The organism is Parafrankia soli, assembly GCF_001854695.1.
In the GTDB taxonomy this organism is placed as follows: Bacteria; Actinomycetota; Actinomycetes; order Frankiales; family Frankiaceae; genus Parafrankia; species Parafrankia soli.
In genome coordinates, this window is record NZ_MAXA01000242.1 from 22,397 (window position 1) to 43,489 (window position 21,093).

The following is a 21,093-nucleotide window of genomic DNA, read 5'->3' on the forward strand; positions in this document are numbered from 1 at the left end:
GTAGCACCCGACCGAAGGGACACACAGTGACCACTGTCGTCGAACCGCCCGTCCGCTCGTCGTTGGCCGTCCAACCGCTGCAACCGACGATCGGAGCGGAGATCAGCGGCGTCGACCTCCGGGAGCCGCTCACGCCCGAGGTCCGCGACGAGATCAGGGCGACCCTGCTGAAGTACAAGGTCGTCTTCTTCCGGGACCAGGAGCTGACCCAGGAGCAGCACGAAGCCTTCGCCCGGCAGTTCGGCCCCCTCTACACCCATCCGGGTGCCGCCAGGCCCGACTCCGGCGCCGCCCCGGCGATTCACCGGATCGCCAGCGAGGACTTCAAGAAGTACGAGAAGGCACATGTCCCGCAGGCCGGTGACGACACGTGGGACCCCTACCACACCGACACGAGCTGGCGGCTCGTCCCGACCTGGGGAGCGGTGCTGCGGGCGGTCCACCTGCCCGAGGTCGGCGGCGACACCATCTGGGTCGACGCCGCGCTCGCCTACCAGGGCCTGTCCGACGACGTGAAGGCCCGGCTCGAGGGCCAGCACGTCGCCCACGACTACCGTGCCGCGCTGCACCAGTCCGGACACGACTATCCGGTGGTCGCCCATCCGGTCGTCCGCGTGCACCGGGAAACCGGCGAGAAGATCGCCTGGGTGAACTTCACACAGCGGCCGACCATCCTCGGGCTCGACCGTGCCGAGAGCAGGGAACTGCTGACGGCGGTCATCGACCAGTACCGCAAGCCGGCGAACCAGGTGCGGTTCTCGTGGCGACCGGGCTCGGTCGCGTTCTGGGACAACCGTGCCACCGTCCACTACGCGGTCCGCAACTATGGAACGTTCCCGCGCCTTCTGGAAAGGATCCTCATCGCCGACGAGACGCTCTACGCCGACCTTTAGGAAGACCCTGCCGCACCGGCTCGACCTGATGACCTGATGCCGCCGGCGCGACACCCGGTCGATGCCCCACTTCGGACCTGGCGGGTTGGGGGAAAGCCCTCGGCCCGCCCTCCGGACCGACCTGCATGCGTGGTGGCCAGCCAGCCATGGAGCGCGAAGACTCCGACTCCGGACGCGTCGACGCGCGGGAGACGGATGCAGGGCCGCGGCGCTGGTGGATCCTGGGAGCTCTCTGCCTCGGCCTGGTCGTCGTCGAGGTCGACGCGAGCATTCTCAACGTCGCGATCCCGTCCATCGCGGCTGACCTTGACGCCGATCCGGCCGACATGGCGTGGATCGTCGACTCCTTCGCCGCCACCTTCGCGGACTCACCCGCGGGCCTGGTCGCATGTCGCGCGATCCTCGGTATCGGCGCCGCGGCTGTCCTGCCGACATCGAGAGCGCTGGTCATGGCAGCGTTCCCCTCCGCCGAGCACCCCAGAGCCCTGGGGTACTGGACCGCGGCAATAGGAGTGAGCCTACCGCTGGGACCTTTGCTCGGCGGGCTGCTCCTCGACCATTTCTGGTGGGGTTCCGTCTTTCTCGTGGGCGGGCCCGCCTCGCTGCTGGCCGGTGTCATCAACGCGGTGGTGCTCGGGCGTCAGAGGGCTGGTGGGGGCGAAGGCGGATGGGATCCGCCTGGGATTGCCCTGTCCGCGTTCGGAACAGCGGCATTGATATTCGGCATCATCGAGGGCCCTCGCCTGGGGTGGCTCTCCGCCGCGATTCTGGCATGCCATGGCTCCGCGCTGGTGGCGCTGGCCGCCTTCTTCGCCTGGGAACGTCATTCGATGCACCCGGTGGTCGGACCGGAACTGTTGCGGGTGCGATCGTTCACCGTGGGCTCGATGGTCGCCGCACTCTCGCTGTTCGTGTTCAATGGGCTCCTCTTCGTGCTCACCCGGTACCTCCAGATCCTCGAGGGATACAGCCCTCTCCAGTCCGGTCTCCGAGTGATCCCGCTGGGAGCGGGATTCATGCTTGGCAGCGTCTCGTCACGCCGTGCGGCCCTGCGAATCGGTCAATGTGGCACGCTGGCCCTCGGGTTCGCGGCGGTGGGATCGGCCCTCCTGGTACTCCTGCTCGGTACCTGGTCCGACGGTTATCTCGTCACGGGTTTCGGTGTTCTGATCGTCGGCTGGGGAACCGGGCTGACAATGGCCTGCGCCGTCCATCTGGCACTGAGCGAGGTTCCGGCGTCCACAGTGGGCATCGTGCTTGTCGCCGCGGCTCTCAGGAAAGCTCGATCAGCCTGACGGGGGAGCGGCGTGGTCGACGTCGATGCCACGCTCGGCGAGCAGCGCCTCGACGTCCCGGCTGGGCAGCGTGAGCCGCAGACGGCGGCGCACCCGCCAGGGCGGCCACCTCCGGCGGAACCGGGGCCCGACGAACTCCGACACCGGCGCGACTGGACGAAGGCGGTAGCGCGTCCTCTGATCAGGCGGCGCGCCGACGGGGGCCGCGCAGCCCACGCGACAGCCCTCGTCCCCGCGTGCGCGGGCTGCTGTTGATCGATCCGGGTCGACCTGGGATCGGGCGTCCCGCGCACGATCGTTCCTTCGCGCCGAGGCGCGTGCGGCCGTGCCGGCCAGCCCGCATCCACTGTTCATCGAGGGCCCATCGGCAACCTAACAAAGTACTGGGAAAAAGCTACCAACGCTTGTGTCGTCGACTCGCGCGATACATGATCGGCCGCCTATGGCACATTCGTCCCGTCTTCACACCGGAACACGCCGATCATCCCCATCAACAAACAAGTCGACGGAGTGCGGTCTTGGAACTGGACGTCAGCGGTCTGCAGGTCACTTACGCGGGGGTCATTCGAGCCCTGCGGGGGGTTGACCTGCGTGTAGGGGCCGACGAGATCGTCGCTGTCCTCGGCAGCAACGGGGCAGGCAAGACCACACTGCTCCGCGCCGTCACCGGCTCGTTGAAACGCCACCGGGCCAAGGTTGACAAAGGGCAAGTGACATTCGGTGGGCGGCCCCTGGTGGGTGTGGACCCGGTCGACGTCGTCAACCGCGGCGTCGTTCTCGTGCCGGAGGGACGCCGCGTGTTCGGACGGCTGTCCGTGGAGGAGAACCTCAGGGCGGGCGCGATATCCGTCCGCGACCGCGCCGCCAGGGCCGAAGCCCGGAACAAGGTCTACGCAATGTTCCCCCGGCTCGCCGAGCGCCGCAGACAACGCGCCGCGCTGCTCTCCGGCGGCGAACAGCAGATGCTGGCCATAGGCCGGGCTTTGATGTCGAGCCCTCGGTTGCTGCTGCTGGACGAACCGTCGCTCGGTCTCGCGCCGCAGATCGTGGCGCACATCGGAGAGGTCCTGAAAGAGATCAACCGAGCGGGCACGTCGGTCATGCTCGTCGAGCAGAACGCGGCGATGGCACTCGGCGTCGCCGACCGCGGTTACGTCCTCGAGCTCGGCAGGGTGGAACTGTCCGGGCCGGCCGCCCAGCTGGCCGCGTCCGACAGCATCGCCTCCCTGTACCTCGGCCGGGGACCCCGCGACGACGTGAGCCGACGCGGGGCGGGCGACACCCCTGGCGGCCCGGACGGCCTGGACGGCCCGGGCGGGGGCCCTGGCGGTCTCGGCGGTGGTCGTGGGGGTTCCGCGAGCCCCGTCCCGGCGGCGACGTTGAGTCGTTGGGTCCCGCCCGAGAAGGGCCGCTTCGGCCTGCTGGGCGGCGCCGGTGCCGCGACCGGGGGCAGGTAGGCCGTGCCGATTCCGACGAGGCCCGGCCGCGGTGCCGGCGCTACCCGGACCGTCCGTGGCGAAGCCGCAGCGCTCGACGTCGAGGCCGTGACCGTGCGGTTCGGGGCCCTCACCGCGCTGTCCGAGGTGTCGCTGCGGGCCGAGCCCGGAACGGTGCACGCCGTGATCGGGCCGAACGGCGCGGGGAAGTCGACGTTGTTCAATGTCATCTCCGGCGTGTACAGCGCCTCGGCCGGCAGCGTCCGACTCGGTGGGACGACGTTGACCGGGCTGCGGCCACACCGGATCACCGCGCTCGGCGTGGGCCGGGCGTTCCAGAACATGGCGGCCTCGCCCAACGAGTCGGTCGAGGAGAACATCATGCTCGGCCGGCACCTGCTGACCCGGTCAGGCTTCGTCAGCGCCGGGTTGAAACTGCCGTGGGCGGTCCGGGAGGAACGGCTGCACCGTGCGCGGGTTGTCGAGATCGCCGAGTTCGTCGGCCTCGGCCACGTCCTCCACCTGCCGCTGGGAACCCTTTCCTACGGCGACCGTAAACGGGTCGAGGTCGCCCGCGCGCTGGCGACCGAGCCGCGGGTGCTGCTGCTCGACGAACCGGTCGCCGGAATGAACGCCGAGGAGACCAGGCGAATGTCGGAGATCGTGCTGGCGGTTCGCGAGTCGCTGGGCATCACGGTTCTGCTCGTCGAGCACGACATGTCCATGATCATGTCCGTTGCCGACCGGATCAGCGTGCTCGATTTCGGCCGGCTGATCGCCGACGGCACGCCCGCGCAGATTCAGAACGACCCGGCGGTCATCGCCGCCTACCTCGGCACTACAGCCGGCACCGACACCGGTGCGGCCTCGGTTCGCACCACGGCGAGTTCAGGCCACATATCGGCAGGACCAGCTCACACCACGGCACCATCCCAGCAGTAGCGACGAGCGCCTCGGCCGCGTCCCCGCCCCGACCGGAGAGCCCAAGCTGTGACCACCTTTCTTTCCTTCCTGATAAACGGCCTGTCGCTCGGGTCGTTATACGCCCTGATCGCGCTCGGTTTCGTCATCATCTACAAGGCCAGCGAGATCCTGAACTTCGCACACGGCGCCTTCCTGCTGCTCGGTGCCTATGTCATCGCCCGGCTGGAGCCGTCGGTCGGCTTCTTCGCCGCCGTCGCCATCGGCATCGTCGCCACCGCACTGGTCGCCTTCGTCTCCGAGCGGGTGCTGTTCTCCAGGGTGCGCAGTGCGCACATGGCATCCCTGACGATCATGACGCTCGGCCTGGACCTGATCATCACGACCGACCTGACCAGGCGGATCGGCTCGAGCGTGCTGTCGCTCGGTCAGCCGTGGGGTGCCGGCGTCGTCCGCGTCGGCGGCGTCAGCATCAGCGAGAACCGGCTGATCGCGATCGTCGTGGCGTTCGTCCTCATCGGCCTGCTGTTCGCCGCGTTCCGCTTCACCAGCTGGGGCGTGGCGCTGCGGGCGGCGGCCGAGGACGGTGAGGCCGCCGCGCTCATGGGTATCCGGCAGGCGCGGGTCGGCGCGGTCGCCTGGATCATCGCGGGCGGCCTCGCCGCGGTGGCCGCCGTGTTCCTGACCGGCAGTCCGACGCCGGGCCTCGAACCCAACCTCCGCACGATCGCGTTCGCAGCGTTCCCGGCCGCCATCCTCGGCGGCCTCGACTCGACGACCGGGGCGCTGGCCGGCGGCCTGATCGTGGGAGTGGCCGAGTCGCTGTTCGCCGGCTACAACGCCAGCCTGACCTTCCTCGGTGGCGGTTTCAGCGTCGTCGTCCCCTACGCGGTGATGATGCTGGTGCTCGTCGCCCGGCCAGCTGGCCTGTTCGGGACGAAGGAGCTGCACCGTGTCTGACCCGACGACGCAGAGCACGCCCGCCGCCCCGCCGCCCGCCGCGCCGCCACGCACCGCCACAGCGGCCGGTCGGGGCCGTCCGCCGGGCTTCCGCCGCCCAGCCGTGGGCAGCCTGCTGCTGATGGCACTCGTCGCGGTGCTGGCGTCCTGCCCTTCTACCTTGAGGAGTTCTGGCTGCGCACCGGCTTCGCGGTGTTCGGCGCGGCGATCGGCGCGATCGGCCTGAACATCCTGGTCGGCACCACCGGCCAGCTCTCCCTCGGGCACGCGTTCTTCCTGGCGGTCGGCGGGATCAGCTACTGCTGGCTGTCCGGCGAGTCCAACGACGCCGGCGCCCACCCGTACGTCGGTCTCGGGCTGCCGCCGCTGCTCGGCATGGTGCTCGCGGTCGGGATCTCAGGTCTGGCCGGTCTGCTCTTCAGTCCGATCGGTGCCCGGCTGAAGGGTCTCTACCTCGGTATCGCGTCGCTGGGCATGGTGTTCGTCGGCATCCACGTCTTCAACTCGGTCGACCAGGTCAGCGGCGGTCACAACGGACGCACCGTCCCCGAGTTCTCGCTGTTCGGGTTCACCTTCGACGACAGCGACCCCGAGCTTTACGTGCTCAACGTCGAGTTCGAGAAGTTCGAGCGGCTGTGGTATCTCGGCCTGGTCCTCGCTGTGGGCTGTTACCTGTTTGCCAGGGCGACGCTGAACGGACGTCCCGGCCGGGCGCTGCGCGCCGTGCGGGACAGCGAGATCGCGGCCTCGGTGAACGGCGTGAACGTCACCTCGTACCGGGCGAAGGCGTTCCTGCTCTCGTCGATGTACGCGGGCCTGTCCGGAGTGCTGTTCGCGCTGGCCATCGGCAGTGTGGCGCCCGAGTCGTTCGCGATAGAGATCTCGGTCCAGTATCTGGCGATGATCGTGCTGGGCGGGCTCGGTTCGGTGGGCGGTGCCTGCGCCGGCGCGGCGTTCGTCACCGCCCTGCCGTATGTGCTCGGGGAGTACGCCGCGTCGATTCCCGGCCTGTCCGAGCCTGGTACCGGCGGGGTGAGCTATTCTGAGGCCGCGCGTTATGCGTACGGTGCGGCCGTGATCCTGGTGATTATTTTCTGGCCCACCGGCCTGGCCGGGATAGCCCGTTCACTGAAGCTCGTGAGTATGAGACGCGCGGCCAGGAACGCGCCAACCTGACCACGGGCGGATCTACTTCTCCGTAGTTTCTCGTCCCGAGACGGTCGCCTTCAACTACCCGTGCTCTGAACTGACCGGCTGAGCCGCAGCGGTCCTCCGCGCGCATTTTCCGCTCACAAATGACACGAAAGGAAACCAGGATGCGTGGCAACAGAGTCAGACACCACAGGCTGATGCGCCCGGTCGCTGCGATCGCCGTGGCCGCCGCACTCGCCGCCGCCGCGTCGTGCAGCACGAAGGCCGACGAGGAACCACCGGCGGAGAGCACGAGCGGCCCCGTCAAAACCGGTCCGGGGATCGAGGGCAATGTCATCACCTTAGGGGTGCTGACCGACTTTACCGGCCTGAACGCCGCCAGCGGGAAGGAGGTCACCGAGGGCCAGCGGATCTTCTGGGACCAGGTGAACGCCGACGGCGGCATCTGTGACCGGTTCACCGTGGAACTCGAGGTCAAGGACCACGGATACAACGTCCAGACCGCGGTCTCGCAGTACGCCGAGATCTCCGGGGACGTCCTCAGCTTCGTCCAGGTCCTCGGTTCCGCGATGGCGACGGCGCTCATCCCCGAACTTGAGAAGGACGGCCTGATCGGTATTCCGCTCGCCTGGGCCAAGAACCTCGCCGCGAGCGAGAACTACGCGGTCATCGGGCCCACCTACGACGTCGAGACCATCAACGGACTCGACTACCTGCTCAAGGAGGGGCTGATCCGTGAAGGCGGCAAGATCGGCCACATCTTCCACGACAGCGAGTACGGCAACAACGCGCTCGAAGGCAGCAAGTTCTTCGCCCAGCAGCACGGCATGACCGTCGTCGAGCAGCGGATCGGCCCGGCCGAGCCGGACATGACCTCCCGGGTCACCGCCCTCGCCGCCGAGAACGTCTCGGCGATCGTGCTCACCACCCAGCCCAGCCAGACCGCCGGCGTCGCCGCCGCGGCAGTGGGAGCAGGGCTCAACGTGCCGCTGCTCGGCAACGGCCCGACCCACATCCCGTCCCTGCTCGACACACCGGCCCGCGACGCCCTGATCGAGCACTTCTATCTCGTCGGGCCGACCGGCGGTGTCGGCCTTGAGCCCGCGGCTGACCTGCTGAAGGCGTACCAGACGAAGTTCCCGGGCGTCGAGCCGTCGAACAGCGTCGTCACCGGCTATGCCACGTCCAAGGTCATGGAGCTGATCCTGGAGAAGGCCTGCGCCGACGGTGATCTCACCCCCGCGGGCGTCCTCGCCGCCAAGGCCGCCGTCAGCCCGGTCGACACCGGCGGGCTGACCGGCGAGCTGGACTTCTCCAAGCCTGGGTCGTCCCCGTCCAGGCAGGACTTCCTCGCCCGTCCGAAGCCCGGTGTGCCGGGTGGCACCGAAGGCGTCGAGGCGAGTTACGAAGGACCGACAGTCGATTCCTACGTCCGTAGCTGAAGCTGAGGAATCTGACAGGGCCGCCCGGTGGGTTTGCTCGCCCACCGGGCGGTCCCGTCAACCAGGCTGCCCGCTCAACCGAGCGGCCCTGTCATGTGCGCTCCTTCCCGCTGAGCCGGCCTTCGCCATCGACGGCCGTCGTGGGCTCCGGCCGGTTCGCGCCAGGACTCCGGGAAGGATTGGGCCAGCGAGGGCCGGGCCGGCGCAGGGGCTTCCGGGGCACGTCGCAGTCGTGTGCAGACGGCCTGGGCGATGCTGACGAGGGTGACGTGGCGGTGCCAGCCGGTCCAGGAGCGTCCCTCGAAATGGTCCAGGCCGAGGCCGTCCCTGAGCTCGCGGTAGTCCTGCTCGATCTGCTGCCGGATCTTCGCGAGGCGGACCAGGCCGCGCAGCGGGACATCGGTGGGCAGGGTGGACAGCCAGTAGTCGCTGGGTTCTGCCACGCCCGGCGGCCATTCGGCCAGCAGCCAGCATTCCAGCGGTGGTGACCAGGGCCCGGAGATCCCGCGGCGGGTCGGGCCGGGCGGGTGAGGGCGGCCGTCCACCGGCCGGATACGGCGCGGTGACCGGCACCGCGTCGGCGGGGTAGGCGGTCGCGGTCGACGTCACCGCCAGCAGGTAGGGGACACCCCGGTCGGTCAGCCCCTGCCGGAACGCGGCGACGTCACCGTAGCTGGCGTCCGCCACGACCGGGCGCACCGGCATTCCCCACCCGCGCAGCTCGTCGACCATGTCCAGGGCCAGGCGCCACTTCTCCTGATGCCGCTGGTCGTCCGGAATCGCCGCCCGTGCCCGCCGGGCCCAGGCCGCCGCGATCTGATCCGGATCGTCCAGGGCCCTGTCGTCCCACGAGGCGGGCAGGAACAACCGCCAGTTCAGCGCCGCCGAGGCCCAGTCGGTCGCCGCGTGCACCGACACCCCGATCTGACAGTTCCCGACCCTGCCCAGAGCACAGGAGTACATCCGGGCCACCCCGGGCGACGCCGGACCGTCCTTGGGGAAACTGCTGTCGTCCACGACGAGCGCGACCGGATCCACGAACCCGACCGCCCACCGGGTCAATCGCCGACGAACCTCAGAATGGCTCCAGGTCGAGCTGGTGATGAACTGCTGCAGACACTGATGATCAATCCCGAGCCGGTCCGCCATCGGCCGCATTGACTTGCGTTTCCCGTCAAGCAGCAGGCCGCGCAGATACAGCTCGCCCTTCTCTCGCTGGTCACGTCGCCGCAGCCCACCCAGCATCTGCTCGGCAAAGGCCTCGAGTACCGGGCCGACCCGCTTCATCTCCTCCGGACCCACGGTATCGATCCCACACCGTCGAGAGCGGTTCCTGAACCCGAAGACCAACAAAAAACCAACAAAATGTTACTGCCTGGTAGGGCAGCACCTGGTGGGTGGAGTGTGACCACATTTGCGCTGGGCGGGGGGCCGGTCGGAGATCCGGGTCGGGAAGCCCGCCCCATCGACGCTCGGCGGGAGAACAATCGGTCGAGTCCGGCCACATCGACTCAAGGCCCGACTTCGGCCGATGCGCGGATGGAAACAATTACGAACGAACCGCCTAAAACCCCAGGTCAACGCCGGTCACCCAGTTTTGGCACCCCGCTGGGACAGCGCCGTGCGTGGGATACCTGTGGGGTGCCAGAAGTCGGCCTGGGCCCGCGAGCTGGGGTRATGTGACGGTGCGGGTGGCGGCATGATGGTCAACTGTGTCCGTACGCCTGCTCTATCCGATCTTCGTTCGGGTATGCAGATCCGGAACCTTCTCATGGACCTCGGCGACCGGGCGGCCGACTTCCGGTTCCTGGTCCGTGACCGCGCCGGACAATTCACCGCCTCCTTCGACGCAGTCCTCGCCGACGCCAACATCACAGCCATCAAGATCCCACCCCGAACCCCCCGCGCGAACGCCTACGCAGAACGGTTCATCCGCATCGTCCGGACCGAGGTCACCGACCGCACGCTGATCGTCGGTGAACGGCACCTGCGCACCGTCCTGGTCGAGTACAYGGCCCACCACAACGGACGACGACCCACCGTGGCCGCGACCTTCAACCGCCACGGCCCGACCACCCCGTCGCAGACCTGACCAAGGAACGGATCAAGCGCCAACCCGTCCTCGGCGGCTTGATCAACGAATACGAACGAGCCGCCTGAAACCCAGGTCAAGGCCGGTGCCCGAGTTCTGGCACCCCACAGGCCTCTTGAGCCGCCCACGTTGCGCGACATTCAGCCCATCTCGCCGGAGTCGGAACTGTGGCCATCGTCTTGCCGTCGCTGCAACCGGGTCGCTCGGCTCGGCCGGCGGAGGTTGTCGCCCATAAGGTGGAACCGTGTGCGAGGGCGCGGTGAGGTTGTTCCTCTGCGGCGACGTGATGCTCGGCCGCGGTATCGACCAGATCCTGCCGCATCCCGGTGACCCGACACTTTCCGAGGGATACGTCTGGGATGCCCGCAGCTACGTCGAGTTGGCAGAGGCGGTGAACGGCCCGATCCCTCACCCGGTCGACTTCTCCTGGCCCTGGGGAGATGTGCTGCCAGCGCTGGACGAGGCTGCACCCGATGTCCGGGTGCTGAATCTGGAAACCACCATCACCCGGTGCGATGCCTTCGCGACGGGGAAGGAAGTCCACTATCGGATGAGCCCGGACAACCTGCCCTGCCTGACTGCCGCCCGACCTGACGTGTGTGTGCTGGCAAACAACCATTTGCTCGATTTCGGTCGCCGGGGGCTCATCGAGACGCTCGATGTGCTGTCCGGTGCCGGGCTGACGGAGGCGGGAGCCGGACACGACGCGGAAGAGGCCCGCCGGCCCGCGGTTGTGTCGATCGATGGCAGCCGGCGGGTCCTGATCTTCTCGTTCGGGCTGCCGTCCAGCGGCATTCCAGCGACGTGGGCCGTGACCGAGGACAGGGCCGGCGTTGACCTCGTCCCGGAGCTGTCGGACGGCTGGGCCGACGAGGTCGCGGGCYGTGTTCGGCAGGTGAAGCGGCCCGATGACCTCGCCGTCGCATCCATCCACTGGGGCTCCAACTGGGGCTACGACGTCGATGACGACCAGATCCGCTTCGCGCATCGGCTGGTGGACGGCGGTATCGACATCGTGCACGGACACTCGTCGCACCATCCACGGCCTGTCGAGATATACCGGGACAGGCTCATCCTGCACGGGTGCGGCGATTTCATCGACGACTATGAGGGGATCGCCGGCTACGAAAGCTATCGGGACGACCTGCGGCTGGCGTACTTCGTGTCGGTCGATCCGGGCAGCGGGAAGCTGATCGACCTGCGTGTGATGCCCCTGCAGGCACGGCAGATGCGACTCCGGTACGCCGGCCACGAAGACTCCGCCTGGCTACAGGAGATTCTTGACAGCATCAGCCGCGGCTTCGGGACACGGTTCGACCTTCAGGCGGACGGCATGCTCTCGCTCCGCCGATCATGAGCGAAGAGGATGAGGCCCCGTCAGCGGTCCCCGCTGATCGCGAAAAGGCCGGTGCGCAGGCCCCTGCTGGTCAGACGCCTGCCTCCTGCTGGTGCCCGTTATGCGACACATGCCAGACCTGTGGGACGGCAGATGCCTGCCTGCGGGTGTGCTGCGCAACGTAGGTGCCAGCAGCGATCGCCGCAGCCACCGGCCATTCGACGACCTCGCCCACCGCGAGCACGCCGAGCCCCAGGTAGTAGGCGCTCTTGCCGGGGGACGGCAGGCCGACCGGACCGAGACGCCAGCCCATGCGGCCAGCCCGCCGGCCGAACTCGAACCGGGCGGTCAGGAACGGCAACCGGACCGTAGCGGCCCGCGCGCGCGGCTGGCCAGCGTCCGGGGAGGCCGACGTGGCCTCCTGCGGCCCTGCCCGTTCGGCGGTGCCCGTAGTAGTTGAACGCCGCGGTCTCGCGGTCGAGCTACCCGTCCTCGTCGGTGTCGGCGGCGACATCGCACATCCCCCCCTCGGGGAACCTCTCCGTGTCAAGACCCTCGTAAACGGTGACAGGTTTGGTGTACCACAGGTGCGGCGCCGGCGCAGGGTAGCCACCGATGCACCCTCTGAACCGGTGGCCTCGCCGAATGTGGGGAGTCTTCGCGGATCGGGCGGTAACGGCTCGTCGGGCCGCGAAGGTCGGTCCGCCGCGTAGTCCTTGGCCTCGTCGAGCGTAGGGCGCGCACAGCCACGGCACAGGTAGATCATGCACGGACGGTCCGCGCGCAGGACGCTCTCCCGCCCACAGAACGGGCACGGGCCGCGGGCCGGCGGGCCGACGCCCACCGGCTGGCCTTTCTCGGTCGCCGCGCAAGCGGGTGTACCCCCTCACACTGCGGGGCGGGCGCCCCGCGCGGGACGCTCCAAACGCCAACCCACCGTGCGGGGTCACCGGCCCGGCAGGGGACCTCTCGACGAAAGGCGAGCCAAAGGCAAGGACGCGAAGCGGACCGCAACCACCATTGCACGGACGGGACGTCCCCGACCCACTCGGCGGCGTCCGCAGCCAGTCGGAGCTCCTCCCCGGCAGCCGCCTTCCCTCCGGCGAATCCGACCTTCCGGTCCGAGTCGGGTCTCTGACCGCCGGAGGAGACCCACGGACCCGGCGGTTCCCGGACCAGGTGCGGTGGGGCCGGCGAACTGCTGATGAGCGGCGCCGACCGGGTTTCCCTGGCCGTGTGGGCGGCGATGCCTTGGCGAGAGACCGAACGACTTCGAAGGAGCAGGCTGATGCCCCACCCTAACGATGTCGGGACGCTGCACAGTGCGGCCTTCAGCGACTCGGACCTCATCCCGCGGCGACAAACCACACCGTTACGTCTTCCGCCTCCACGCCCTCGACGAACCGCTACGCCCACCATCCGGGGCGCGCGTCGATGACGTGCGTCGGGGCCTCGCCGCACACCAGGTGGCGAGCGGCACCCTCGTCGGTCGGTACGGACGCTGACGGCGCGCGAACGAGCGCAGCCTGGGCGTGAGTGCCAGCTTCGTGCGGGTGGACGCCGTGTGGGCAGGAGGACCACATACCGCCGACAGATCGGGAGGCGACGTGGCACAGGTGGCAGAACGCGAGGCGCGCAGAGTCGCTGAGGCGGCCCGGGAGGCCGAATGGAAGCTCCCCTCGTTCGGCAAGGAGCTTTTCCTCGGTCATCTCCGACTCGATCTGATCTCCCCGCACCCGCGGCCGAAGGAGGGCGACCGGCATCGAGGGGAGGCGTTCCTGGTCCAGTTCGAATCGTTCCTGCGGGACACGGTGGACCCTCTGCAGGTCGAGCGGGACGGGCGGCTGCCCGGGCAGGTGATCGACGGGCTGCGGCGGATAGGCGCCCTCGGCATGAAGATCCCCGAGGAGTACGGCGGACTCGGGTTGACCACGGTGTACTACAACCGGGCACTTGAACTGTCCGGTTCATGGCATTCGAGCATTCCCACGCTGCTCTCGGCGCACCAGTCGATCGGCGTGGCCGAGCCGGTCATGGGTTTCGGTACCGAGGAGCAGAAGCGGACGTATCTGCCGAAGGTGGCACGCGAGGAGATCAGTGCGTTCCTGCTGACCGAGCCCGACGTGGGCAGCGACCCGGCCCGGATGAGCAGCCAGGCGGTGCCGGTCGAGGACGGCGCCGCCTACGAGCTGAGCGGCCGCAAGCTATGGACCACCAACGGTGTGATCGCCGACCGGCTGGTGGTCATGGCGGTCGTCCCACGCTCGGACGGTCATCGCGGTGGCATCACGTGTTTCATCGTCGACGCCCACGCACCCGGCGTGAAGGTGGAGCACCGCAACGAGTTCATGGGTCTGCGCGGCATCGAGAACGGCGTCACCAGTTTCGATCGAGTCCGGGTCCCTGCCGCGGACCGCCTCGGGCGGGAAGGCCAGGGGCTTAAGATCGCCCTGACGACGCTGAACACCGGCCGCCTCGCCCTGCCGGCGATCTGCGCGGGCCATGCCAAGTACGCGCTGCGCATCGCCCGGGAGTGGTCGCGGGACCGGGTCCAGTGGGGTCGGCCGATCGGCCGGCATGACGCCATCGCCCAGAAGGTCGCGTTCATCGCCGCCACCGCGTTCGGGCTGGAGGCGATGCTGGAGCTGTCCGGCCTGATGGCCGATGAGGGACGCGAGGACATCCGGATCGAGGCAGCCCTGGCCAAGCTGTATGCCAGCGAGATGGCCTGGCTGATCGCCGACGAGCTGGTCCAGATCCGCGGCGGTCGCGGGTACGAGACCGCCCAGTCCCTGGCCAACCGGGGGGAACGACCGGTACCGGCCGAGCAGATGCTGCGCGACCTGCGCATCAACCGAATTTTCGAAGGTTCCACCGAGATCATGCGGTTGCTCATCGCGCGGGAGGCCGTGGACACCCACCTCGCGGTGGCCGGCGACCTCATTTCCCCGGAAGCGCCGTTCGTGGCGAAGGCCCGCAGCGCCGGACGGGCGGCCGCCTTCTACAGCCGCTGGCTGCCCGGCCTCGCCGTCGGCAGCGGTACGTCGCCGCGCTCCTTCGTCGAATTCGGCCGGCTCGGCACGCACCTGCGCTTCGTGGAGCGCTCGGCGCGCAAGCTCGCCCGGTCAACCTTCTACGGGATGGCTCGCTGGCAGGGCGGACTGGAGAAGAAGCAGGCGTTCCTCGGACGTCTCGTCGACATCGGCGCCGAGCTGTTCGCGATCAGCGCGGCGGTCGTGCGGGCCCGAATGCTCGACGAGGACGGCGAGCCGATCGCGACCGACCTGGCCGACCTGTTCTGCCGGCAGGCGCGACGCCGTGTCGAGGCATCCTTCTCGGCGCTGTGGCGCAACGACGACACCCGCAACTACACGGCGGCGCAGGAGGTGCTCGCCGGCCGCTTCATCTGGGTCGAGGCCGGCGTGATGGACCCGAGTGGAGAAGGGCCATTCCTCGCCGCGGAGCGGCAGAAGGCAGCCCCGGCACGACCGGCCGTCGACGTGTTCGCCGCAGGCTGACCACTCGTCGGCGCTGGGTGCCGAAGGCAGGCCGGGATGACGCCGGGAAAACGCCGAAATTTCGAGCGGAGGCGCAGCCGCGCGGTGATGCGACAGTGTCCGATCGATCAGTCAGTCCTCGTCATCGCTGATACCGTGCTGGGCCAGATGTACCCGTATCGCCCGTTCAAGGGCGTCGGTGTCGAGGCAGGCCGTCGTTCCCTTGGGGGAGACGACCGCCGCGAGGTGAATGGGCCAGGGGCAGACCGGGCAGACCGCGACGAGCCTCGCCATCGGCAGAGCGGTCACCAGGCCAAGGTCACCATTGACGGGTTGCTGCCACCACACCCTCTAGTACTACCCCACTGGCAGGCGGCATCCCAGTTACTGGCGCCTGCGTTCCGATCCGGCGAGCCAACGGCTGCAGGAGTCCGGCCGCAGGTCACCCCTCCTCGCCGAGGCTGCGGGGACGTCCGCAGCAGGCCGGCCCGGGACCCGACGCCGACGAGTGCTCGAACCCACCGCGCCACAGGGGGGTCAGTGTTCAGGAGTCGCCGACAGCACCAGCCGGGACCGCCGCGTCCCACCACCCCTCAACGCAACAAAGCCCTCCATTCCCGGCGGCATGCAACAGTCCCGGCGCTACCCGTTTCTCGGACGCTCCCTTTGCTGGCACCTCGGCCGTCTCGAGCACGCGTCGTGGATGTCGGGGGTGGGACGGCCGAGGAGATAACCCTGGGCGTATCGGATGTGCGCGTCCCGGAGGGCTTCTACTTCAGAGTGTGATTCGACGCCTTCGGCGACGATCTTCGCGTCGATCGCGGCCGCCACTGTCGTCAAGCCGGCGGCGACTGCCCTCCGGGCCGGATCACGGTCGATACCGTGAGTAATAAACCGGTCGATCTTGATGATGTCCGGTCGTAGTCGTAGGAGCTGTTCAAGGCCGGCGTAACCGGTGCCGACGTCGTCAACGGCGATGTGGGTGCCGTGGCCGCGCAGCGTGTCGAAGGCCCGTGCCAGGTTGTCGCTGTCCACCATGTACTCGTGCTCGGTGATCTCGACTGCCAGGCGCTCGGGTGAACCGGTCGACAGGATCAGCTCAACCGCGTCGTCGGCCAGCGCCGCGGCCGACAGGTTGATCGCCAGCGTGATCCCGGGCGGGATGTCGGGCAGTGACTGAACGGCCCGGCCCAGTGCGGCCAGTTCGAGTTCGGGGCCCAAGCCGACCGTCGTCGCCTTCTTGAACACGTCCTCGGGTGAGCTGTCCAAGACGGGGAACGTGGTCAGTGCCTCGACCGCGACGACCCGGCCACGTCGGCCCGCGTGCAGGTCGACCACCGGCTGGAAGGTGGTCCGCAGCGCGGCGCCGTCCAGCGCGGCACGGATCTCGCGCCAGGTTCGGCTCTGTCTGTCCCAGAGGTCGCGAACATCGATGACGAAGTCGGTGAGGAACCGCGCGAGCAGGCGCAGGAAGCCGCCATCGTGCTGGGGCAGCGCCGGGATCGGCTCGCTTCCCATACAGCCAATCATGCCGATCGGCTCGCCCTCGCTGTCGGTGAGCATCGCCGCGGCGAAGGCACGCACACCCAGCTCCCGCGCCCCCGCCAGCTCAGCGGCACGAGGATCCGCGCGGGTGTCGGGCACCAGCGACGGCAGATCGCCCCGCTCGACTGCTCCCCACAGTGACCCCGGGCGTCGCACCGTCGAGTACGGGCTGAGCCCGAACCGCCCTGCGTCCCCGCACAGCACCTCGAGAACCAGAAGATCGTCGACGAACCGGCCGAGCCAGCCGACGTCCATCCGTAACCGGCGGCGCAGAACCGCCACCAGGTCGGGGAGTATCGAGCCCGGTTCGGAAACATTGATCCGCGGGCCCAGACAGGACCCCTTGGACGCCATCCGCGTTCCCATACCGTCAGACCTACCCGGCTCGGTGTGGGTGCCCTCACCGGGCCCGGCATGAAGTCTCCGGAGCAGCCAGACGGGTCGGGGTCCGCTCCGTCGATCGCCGGGCGCGGAGATGACCTGCACCCCGACATGATCCACCAGGCAGCTCCAGGCCCCGGCGCCCAGATTACGGAACAGCCCTTGAACGGCACCCGAGAAGCTACTCACCCACCTCGCTCCCGACGCCTCCCGTCGCGACCGCTGAGCCCATTGAGCGTCCCGGGCGGCCAGCCCCGGTAGCACCGTTCTGGCACCCCACAAGGCCAGTCGGACACTCCCCAGCGTGGGTACCCAGCGGGCCAGGAACCTGTCGATGGACCTCGAGGAGCACAGCCACCGGTTCCTGGTTCCTCATCCATGACCGCGACACAAAGTTCACGGCCTCATTCGACGCTACCTTTGCCGGAGCCGGTATCGACGTGGTGCGCACACCTCCGCAAGCCTCGCAGGCGAACGCGATCGCGGAACGCCGAGCGGACCCGCCCGCCGCGAATGCACCGACAGACTATCGAGCGACCGACTTCCAGTTCCTGGTCCGCGACCGGGCCGGACAGGGCGGATTCAACCGGATCGTCGCGGCCCGCGCCGCCGGCCCCTCCACACCCTCCGACCCAGGCTTGGGCTGGTCATGATTGGTCTGGTGTGGCCCCTCGGCCCCTCGTGGTCGACGTGGCCGTGCTCCCGCGTCCCGCACCCGCTGAGTAGACCGRCACCGACGCTTCGGGCGGACCGGTGGCCTTGCCCGTGACCGGGGAGCGCCCAGGTGGTAACGGTGCCCAGACCATACAGCCGCCGTTCGCGGCATACGCTCCCCATGGGACGGAAGTCGCCGTCACGTGAAGAACGTCCTGATCGTCTGTCGACGCATGGCGACGCCCGAGGAGGACACCTAAAGTCACCGAGCATGGTGCTGTCTGACGTGACGCTTGCGATCCTGGACGACGGGCCCTTCCACGGCGGCACCTTCGTGGTCCGCCCTGGCCAGACGCTCACCTTCGGCACGTCATGGCTCAACCCGCACACGGTGGTGTACCGGCCCACCGGCGAGGTCATCGAGACCCCGGAAGGTGAGGCGGCAGTCCTACGCTGCGAGGTGATCCCACAGGCCGCCACGGCCGGCGATCGAGGGAGTGCATCCCTCGGATGATCAGGACATGAGCGTCCGCAAGATGCTCGGAGGCCGGATGCTCAGTCCTCAGACGGGAAAGGTCCGGTCAAGATCGGCCGGTAGCGGTGGATGCAKCTCTGCCTCAGAGCCGATGTGACAGCGACGCATTTCTACCCGGCCTTCCCGATCAACGCGCCGGCTGGCTGCAGCACACCCTCCGTTGCCGTTGTGGAGCGGGTGGTCACTGCTGGTCGGTGGGCTGGCCCACCGCGGAGGGATTGGATCGTTCGATAGCGGGTGCTGATTCGCCGGGCTGGGGGAACCCGGGTCCGGGCAGTGTACGAGAGGCAAAGGGCCAGCTTGTTCCCCTCGCCCGGCTGATCGCTGATGTCTGTTGTGCGAGGGTGTTGCCGGGCGGGCGGCGGGATGTCGGGCGGGCGACGACGCGAGGAGACACCGAGGACGATGCCTGCCCCCGACCCGATCCAGACGGTCTTCGCCATGCTCAGCCCCGAGAACCGCGCCAACCCGTATCCCTACTACCGTGCTGCCCGCGAGCTGGGTCCACTCGTCCCGACCCCGCTCGGCGCTCACCTGGTCACCGGACACGACGACTGCATGACGGTCCTGAGCGACCCCCGATGGGGCCACGGATACTCCGCTGGGATCAGTCCCATCCGGCCGGGGGTCGCGGCCGATGACATTCCGGGTTCCTTCATCCGGATGGACCCACCGGACCACACCCGCCTGCGCGGGCTGGTCAGCAAGGCGTTCACTCCCCGCGAGGTGGTCCGGCTACGCCCGCTTGTCGAACGGACCGCCGAGCACCTGGTGGACAGGGCCCTCGGCAGCGCCGAGTTCGACCTTGTCAGTGATCTCGCCGCGGTCGTGCCCATCACGGTGATCTGTGAGTTGCTCGGCGCTCCGATTGAGGACTACCAGCGGTTCGACGCCTGGGCTCGGGCGCTGGCCAGGGGCCTCGACCCGGATGCGCTCCTCTCCGCGGATGAGCTACGCGACCGGGCGACCGCCGCGGCGGCCTTCGGTGAGTACTTCCGCGGACTGGTCGCCGAGCGCCGCGCACGGCCCGGCCCGGACCTGATCAGCCAACTGGCCGCGATCGACGATGCCGGCGATCGCATCACCGAGACGGAGCTGCTTGACATCTGTGTGCTGCTGCTCTTCGGCGGCTACGAGACGACGGTGCACATGACCGGGAACATGGTGCTGGCACTCAACCGTCATCCCGACCAGCTCGACCTGCTTCGCGAGCGGCCTGACCTGATCCCCGCGGCCGTGGACGAGCTGCTCCGGTTCGATCCCCCGGTCCAGTTCACCAACCGGGTCGCGCTCCGGGAGCGCCGCCTGGCCGGCCGGGTCTTCGCCCGTGGCGAGGCCGTCGTCATCCTGATCGCCGGCGCCAACCGGGACCCGCGGGTGTTCCCTGACCCGGACCGGCTGGATGTGACCCGCTTCGCCGGTCCCGGGTCGGCTCCTCGCCATCTGGCGTTCGGGCTTGGCGCGCACTTCTGCCTCGGGGCACAACTCGCCCGGATGGAGCTCGAGATCGTCCTGGCGACGCTGTTGCGCCACGCGCCGGGCCTCACCGTGCTGGATCCGGCGCCGAGTTATCGCGAAACCCTGACCATCCGCGGCCTGCGAAGCCTGCGAGTCCGGTTGGAGGCTGCAGGCACCCGGCCGGATGCGAGCCCGGCGGACCAGACGGAACAGGCGGGCCGATCGGTCGGATGAGACCGAAGCACCGGGCGCGGTCGGCGCCGCCCGGGCGTCGGCCGCCGCCCCGCGGAGGTCCGGAGTCCGGTTTCCCGCCGGACATGATCATTGTGGTCTGCGCCCGCGTGCACAGCCCCTGTGGGGTGCCGGAACTCGGCCACCGGTGTTGACCTGATCGGCAAGGCGGAAAAAGTCGTCGCGGGGAAAACCCCTGTGAACTGGAAGCGAAGAACCGCGCCCTGGCGGGGATCAAAGGCTACGCCGCCAACCTGGCGAACCCCGACCCCGACCAGGTGATCACCGCCTACAGTCGGCTGCTAAACGTTGAGAAGAGTTTCCGGACGAGCAAGTCCGACCTCGCCGCCCGACCTGTCTACCACCATATCCGCGAGTCGACCGAGGCGCACCTGACCATCGTGTTCGCCGCCCTCGCCGTCAGTCGGTGAATCGAGAACACGACCGGCTGGTCCATCAAGAAGTTCGTCACGACCGCCCRCCGCTACCGCACCATCACGATCCAGGCCGGTGACCCACCATCACCGACGCCGACCCCCTCCCCGAAGACCTCCACACCGCCCTTGGCGCGATCCACGGCACGCACTAAATGGCCTAGGAACTGGTTTCGGAATGATCCTCGGACCGCTTTCTGGAGCAAGCGAACGGGTCATGTGTGCGGTGCGACCCCTCCGGGGACCTACGGCCGCGGTGCGTCGAGACCGGGCGAGCCCCAAACCGGGAACCAGCGTGACAGATCGGGCTCGATCGGGAGGTCGTCCGCCAGGATTGCCCTGACCTCGAGTTCCAGCGGGTTGTCGCGACGCTCATCGTCGAGTGGCGCGAACGGGTACCAGGTGCCCCGCTTGTACAGGTAGATCAACCCCAGCGGCCGGGTGTCGTCGGTGAACGCTACGACGGTGCATAGCAGCGCCGCGCCGAAGCCGGCGTCGGTCAGCGCGGCGTTGACCGCATGGAGATCGGTGACCAGCCCGGCGAGATCCTCGGTCGCCGTCCGCCGGATCAACCAGACGTAGCCGTACGCGTCGGTCCGACGCTCGTACCGGCCGCCGTCGAGCGCGAGCAACCGGTCGATCTCCCCCTGCAGGCCGGCGAACGCGCCGCCCTCCGCGGGTTTGACGCATACCGATCCGACCCCGGTGGGTCGCCATTGCGACCGCACCTGCAGGGTCACGGCCGCAGCAGGCAGCGCGAACAGCCGGTCCAGGTTCGGCTGGACCGGTCGGGACCGGCCGAGCAGTACGTCGAGGATCCGCATCCGGCGA

Annotated in this window: 17 protein-coding genes and 4 pseudogenes; 15 read left to right on the forward strand and 6 right to left on the reverse strand. The window is 68.8% G+C overall.

Annotated elements, in window-relative coordinates; all coding sequences use genetic code 11:
- Window positions 1-26 precede the first annotated feature (26 nt).
- From BBK14_RS26275 to BBK14_RS26305, 7 genes are all read left to right on the forward strand, one after another.
- Window positions 27-893, forward strand: a complete 867-nt coding sequence (locus tag BBK14_RS26275) for a TauD/TfdA dioxygenase family protein (RefSeq protein ID WP_071065930.1) — start codon at window positions 27-29, stop codon at window positions 891-893.
- A 146-nt stretch (window positions 894-1,039) separates the two neighbouring features.
- Window positions 1,040-2,188 carry an MFS transporter gene (locus BBK14_RS26280; protein WP_241831860.1) on the forward strand — a complete coding sequence of 383 codons (1,149 nt, stop codon included), beginning with the start codon at window positions 1,040-1,042 and terminating at the stop codon, window positions 2,186-2,188.
- A 518-nt stretch (window positions 2,189-2,706) separates the two neighbouring features.
- Entirely contained in the window at window positions 2,707-3,645 is a 939-nt protein-coding gene (locus tag BBK14_RS26285) for an ABC transporter ATP-binding protein (protein WP_071065931.1), read from the forward strand.
- A gap of 87 nt (window positions 3,646-3,732) precedes the next feature.
- Window positions 3,733-4,566, forward strand: coding sequence for an ABC transporter ATP-binding protein (locus BBK14_RS26290; RefSeq protein ID WP_083391269.1), 834 nt, complete (start codon window positions 3,733-3,735; stop codon window positions 4,564-4,566).
- Window positions 4,567-4,614: 48 nt separating this feature from the next.
- Window positions 4,615-5,505: a branched-chain amino acid ABC transporter permease gene (locus BBK14_RS26295; protein WP_071065932.1), complete on the forward strand. Its 891-nt coding sequence runs from the start codon at window positions 4,615-4,617 to the stop codon at window positions 5,503-5,505.
- A 192-nt stretch (window positions 5,506-5,697) separates the two neighbouring features.
- The gene (locus BBK14_RS26300) at window positions 5,698-6,681 is read left to right on the forward strand and encodes a branched-chain amino acid ABC transporter permease (RefSeq protein WP_071065933.1); all 984 of its coding nucleotides are present in this window, start codon (window positions 5,698-5,700) and stop codon (window positions 6,679-6,681) included.
- A gap of 173 nt (window positions 6,682-6,854) precedes the next feature.
- Window positions 6,855-8,099 (forward strand): ABC transporter substrate-binding protein, encoded by a 1,245-nt coding sequence (locus BBK14_RS26305; protein ID WP_071065934.1) that lies wholly within the window; start codon window positions 6,855-6,857, stop codon window positions 8,097-8,099.
- Between the two features lie 74 nt (window positions 8,100-8,173).
- Here BBK14_RS26305 and BBK14_RS40655 read toward each other — a convergent pair whose 3' ends face one another.
- Entirely contained in the window at window positions 8,174-8,542 is a 369-nt protein-coding gene (locus BBK14_RS40655) for a transposase (protein WP_241831861.1), read from the reverse strand.
- 4 nt (window positions 8,543-8,546) lie between these two features.
- Window positions 8,547-9,386: pseudogene (locus tag BBK14_RS35920) on the reverse strand (IS701 family transposase); the annotation flags it as partial.
- Window positions 9,387-9,852: 466 nt separating this feature from the next.
- Here BBK14_RS35920 and BBK14_RS26315 point away from each other — a divergent pair.
- Window positions 9,853-10,259 (forward strand): annotated as a pseudogene (locus tag BBK14_RS26315) (integrase core domain-containing protein); the annotation flags it as partial.
- A gap of 176 nt (window positions 10,260-10,435) precedes the next feature.
- On the forward strand, window positions 10,436-11,548 hold the full coding sequence (locus tag BBK14_RS26320; RefSeq protein WP_071065936.1) for a CapA family protein: 1,113 nt from the start codon (window positions 10,436-10,438) through the stop codon (window positions 11,546-11,548).
- A gap of 70 nt (window positions 11,549-11,618) precedes the next feature.
- Here BBK14_RS26320 and BBK14_RS40660 read toward each other — a convergent pair whose 3' ends face one another.
- On the reverse strand, window positions 11,619-11,888 hold the full coding sequence (locus BBK14_RS40660; protein ID WP_235014827.1) for a hypothetical protein: 270 nt from the start codon (window positions 11,886-11,888) through the stop codon (window positions 11,619-11,621).
- A 943-nt stretch (window positions 11,889-12,831) separates the two neighbouring features.
- Here BBK14_RS40660 and BBK14_RS42430 point away from each other — a divergent pair.
- Complete coding sequence (locus tag BBK14_RS42430; protein ID WP_083391265.1) at window positions 12,832-13,032, forward strand: hypothetical protein; 201 nt, start codon at window positions 12,832-12,834, stop codon at window positions 13,030-13,032.
- A 102-nt stretch (window positions 13,033-13,134) separates the two neighbouring features.
- Window positions 13,135-15,045 (forward strand): acyl-CoA dehydrogenase family protein, encoded by a 1,911-nt coding sequence (locus BBK14_RS26330; protein ID WP_071065937.1) that lies wholly within the window; start codon window positions 13,135-13,137, stop codon window positions 15,043-15,045.
- 111 nt (window positions 15,046-15,156) lie between these two features.
- Here the strand turns inward: BBK14_RS26330 and BBK14_RS38550 are convergent, their stop codons facing one another.
- Complete coding sequence (locus BBK14_RS38550) at window positions 15,157-15,333, reverse strand: hypothetical protein (RefSeq protein ID WP_157904348.1); 177 nt, start codon at window positions 15,331-15,333, stop codon at window positions 15,157-15,159.
- Between the two features lie 333 nt (window positions 15,334-15,666).
- Window positions 15,667-16,935, reverse strand: a complete 1,269-nt coding sequence (locus tag BBK14_RS26335) for an EAL domain-containing protein (RefSeq protein WP_071065938.1) — start codon at window positions 16,933-16,935, stop codon at window positions 15,667-15,669.
- A gap of 325 nt (window positions 16,936-17,260) precedes the next feature.
- Here BBK14_RS26335 and BBK14_RS41780 point away from each other — a divergent pair.
- The 4 genes and pseudogenes from BBK14_RS41780 to BBK14_RS40665 form a co-directional block, all read left to right on the forward strand.
- Window positions 17,261-17,479, forward strand: a pseudogene (locus BBK14_RS41780) (hypothetical protein); the annotation flags it as partial.
- Window positions 17,480-17,890: 411 nt separating this feature from the next.
- A complete protein-coding gene (locus BBK14_RS26340) occupies window positions 17,891-18,118 on the forward strand; it encodes a hypothetical protein (RefSeq protein ID WP_198541444.1) in 228 nt (75 codons plus the stop codon).
- A gap of 426 nt (window positions 18,119-18,544) precedes the next feature.
- Complete coding sequence (locus tag BBK14_RS26345; RefSeq protein WP_071065940.1) at window positions 18,545-19,831, forward strand: cytochrome P450; 1,287 nt, start codon at window positions 18,545-18,547, stop codon at window positions 19,829-19,831.
- 200 nt (window positions 19,832-20,031) lie between these two features.
- Window positions 20,032-20,417: pseudogene (locus BBK14_RS40665) on the forward strand (IS1634 family transposase); the annotation flags it as partial.
- 90 nt (window positions 20,418-20,507) lie between these two features.
- Here BBK14_RS40665 and pspAB read toward each other — a convergent pair.
- A complete protein-coding gene (gene pspAB / locus BBK14_RS26350) occupies window positions 20,508-21,086 on the reverse strand; it encodes a PspA-associated protein PspAB (protein WP_071065941.1) in 579 nt (192 codons plus the stop codon).
- Window positions 21,087-21,093: the final 7 nt, after the last annotated feature.

Bases quoted from the DNA above. Each gene is read 5' to 3' on its own strand.
- BBK14_RS26345 (WP_071065940.1), top strand. From the start codon at position 18,545: ATGCCTGCCCCCGACCCGATCCAGACGGTCTTCGCCATGCTCAGCCCC.
- BBK14_RS42430 (WP_083391265.1), top strand. From the start codon at position 12,832: ATGTCGGGACGCTGCACAGTGCGGCCTTCAGCGACTCGGACCTCATCC.
- BBK14_RS26335 (WP_071065938.1), bottom strand. From the start codon at position 16,935: ATGGGAACGCGGATGGCGTCCAAGGGGTCCTGTCTGGGCCCGCGGATC.
- pspAB (WP_071065941.1), bottom strand. From the start codon at position 21,086: ATGCGGATCCTCGACGTACTGCTCGGCCGGTCCCGACCGGTCCAGCCG.
- BBK14_RS26280 (WP_241831860.1), top strand. From the start codon at position 1,040: ATGGAGCGCGAAGACTCCGACTCCGGACGCGTCGACGCGCGGGAGACG.
- BBK14_RS26305 (WP_071065934.1), top strand. From the start codon at position 6,855: ATGCGCCCGGTCGCTGCGATCGCCGTGGCCGCCGCACTCGCCGCCGCC.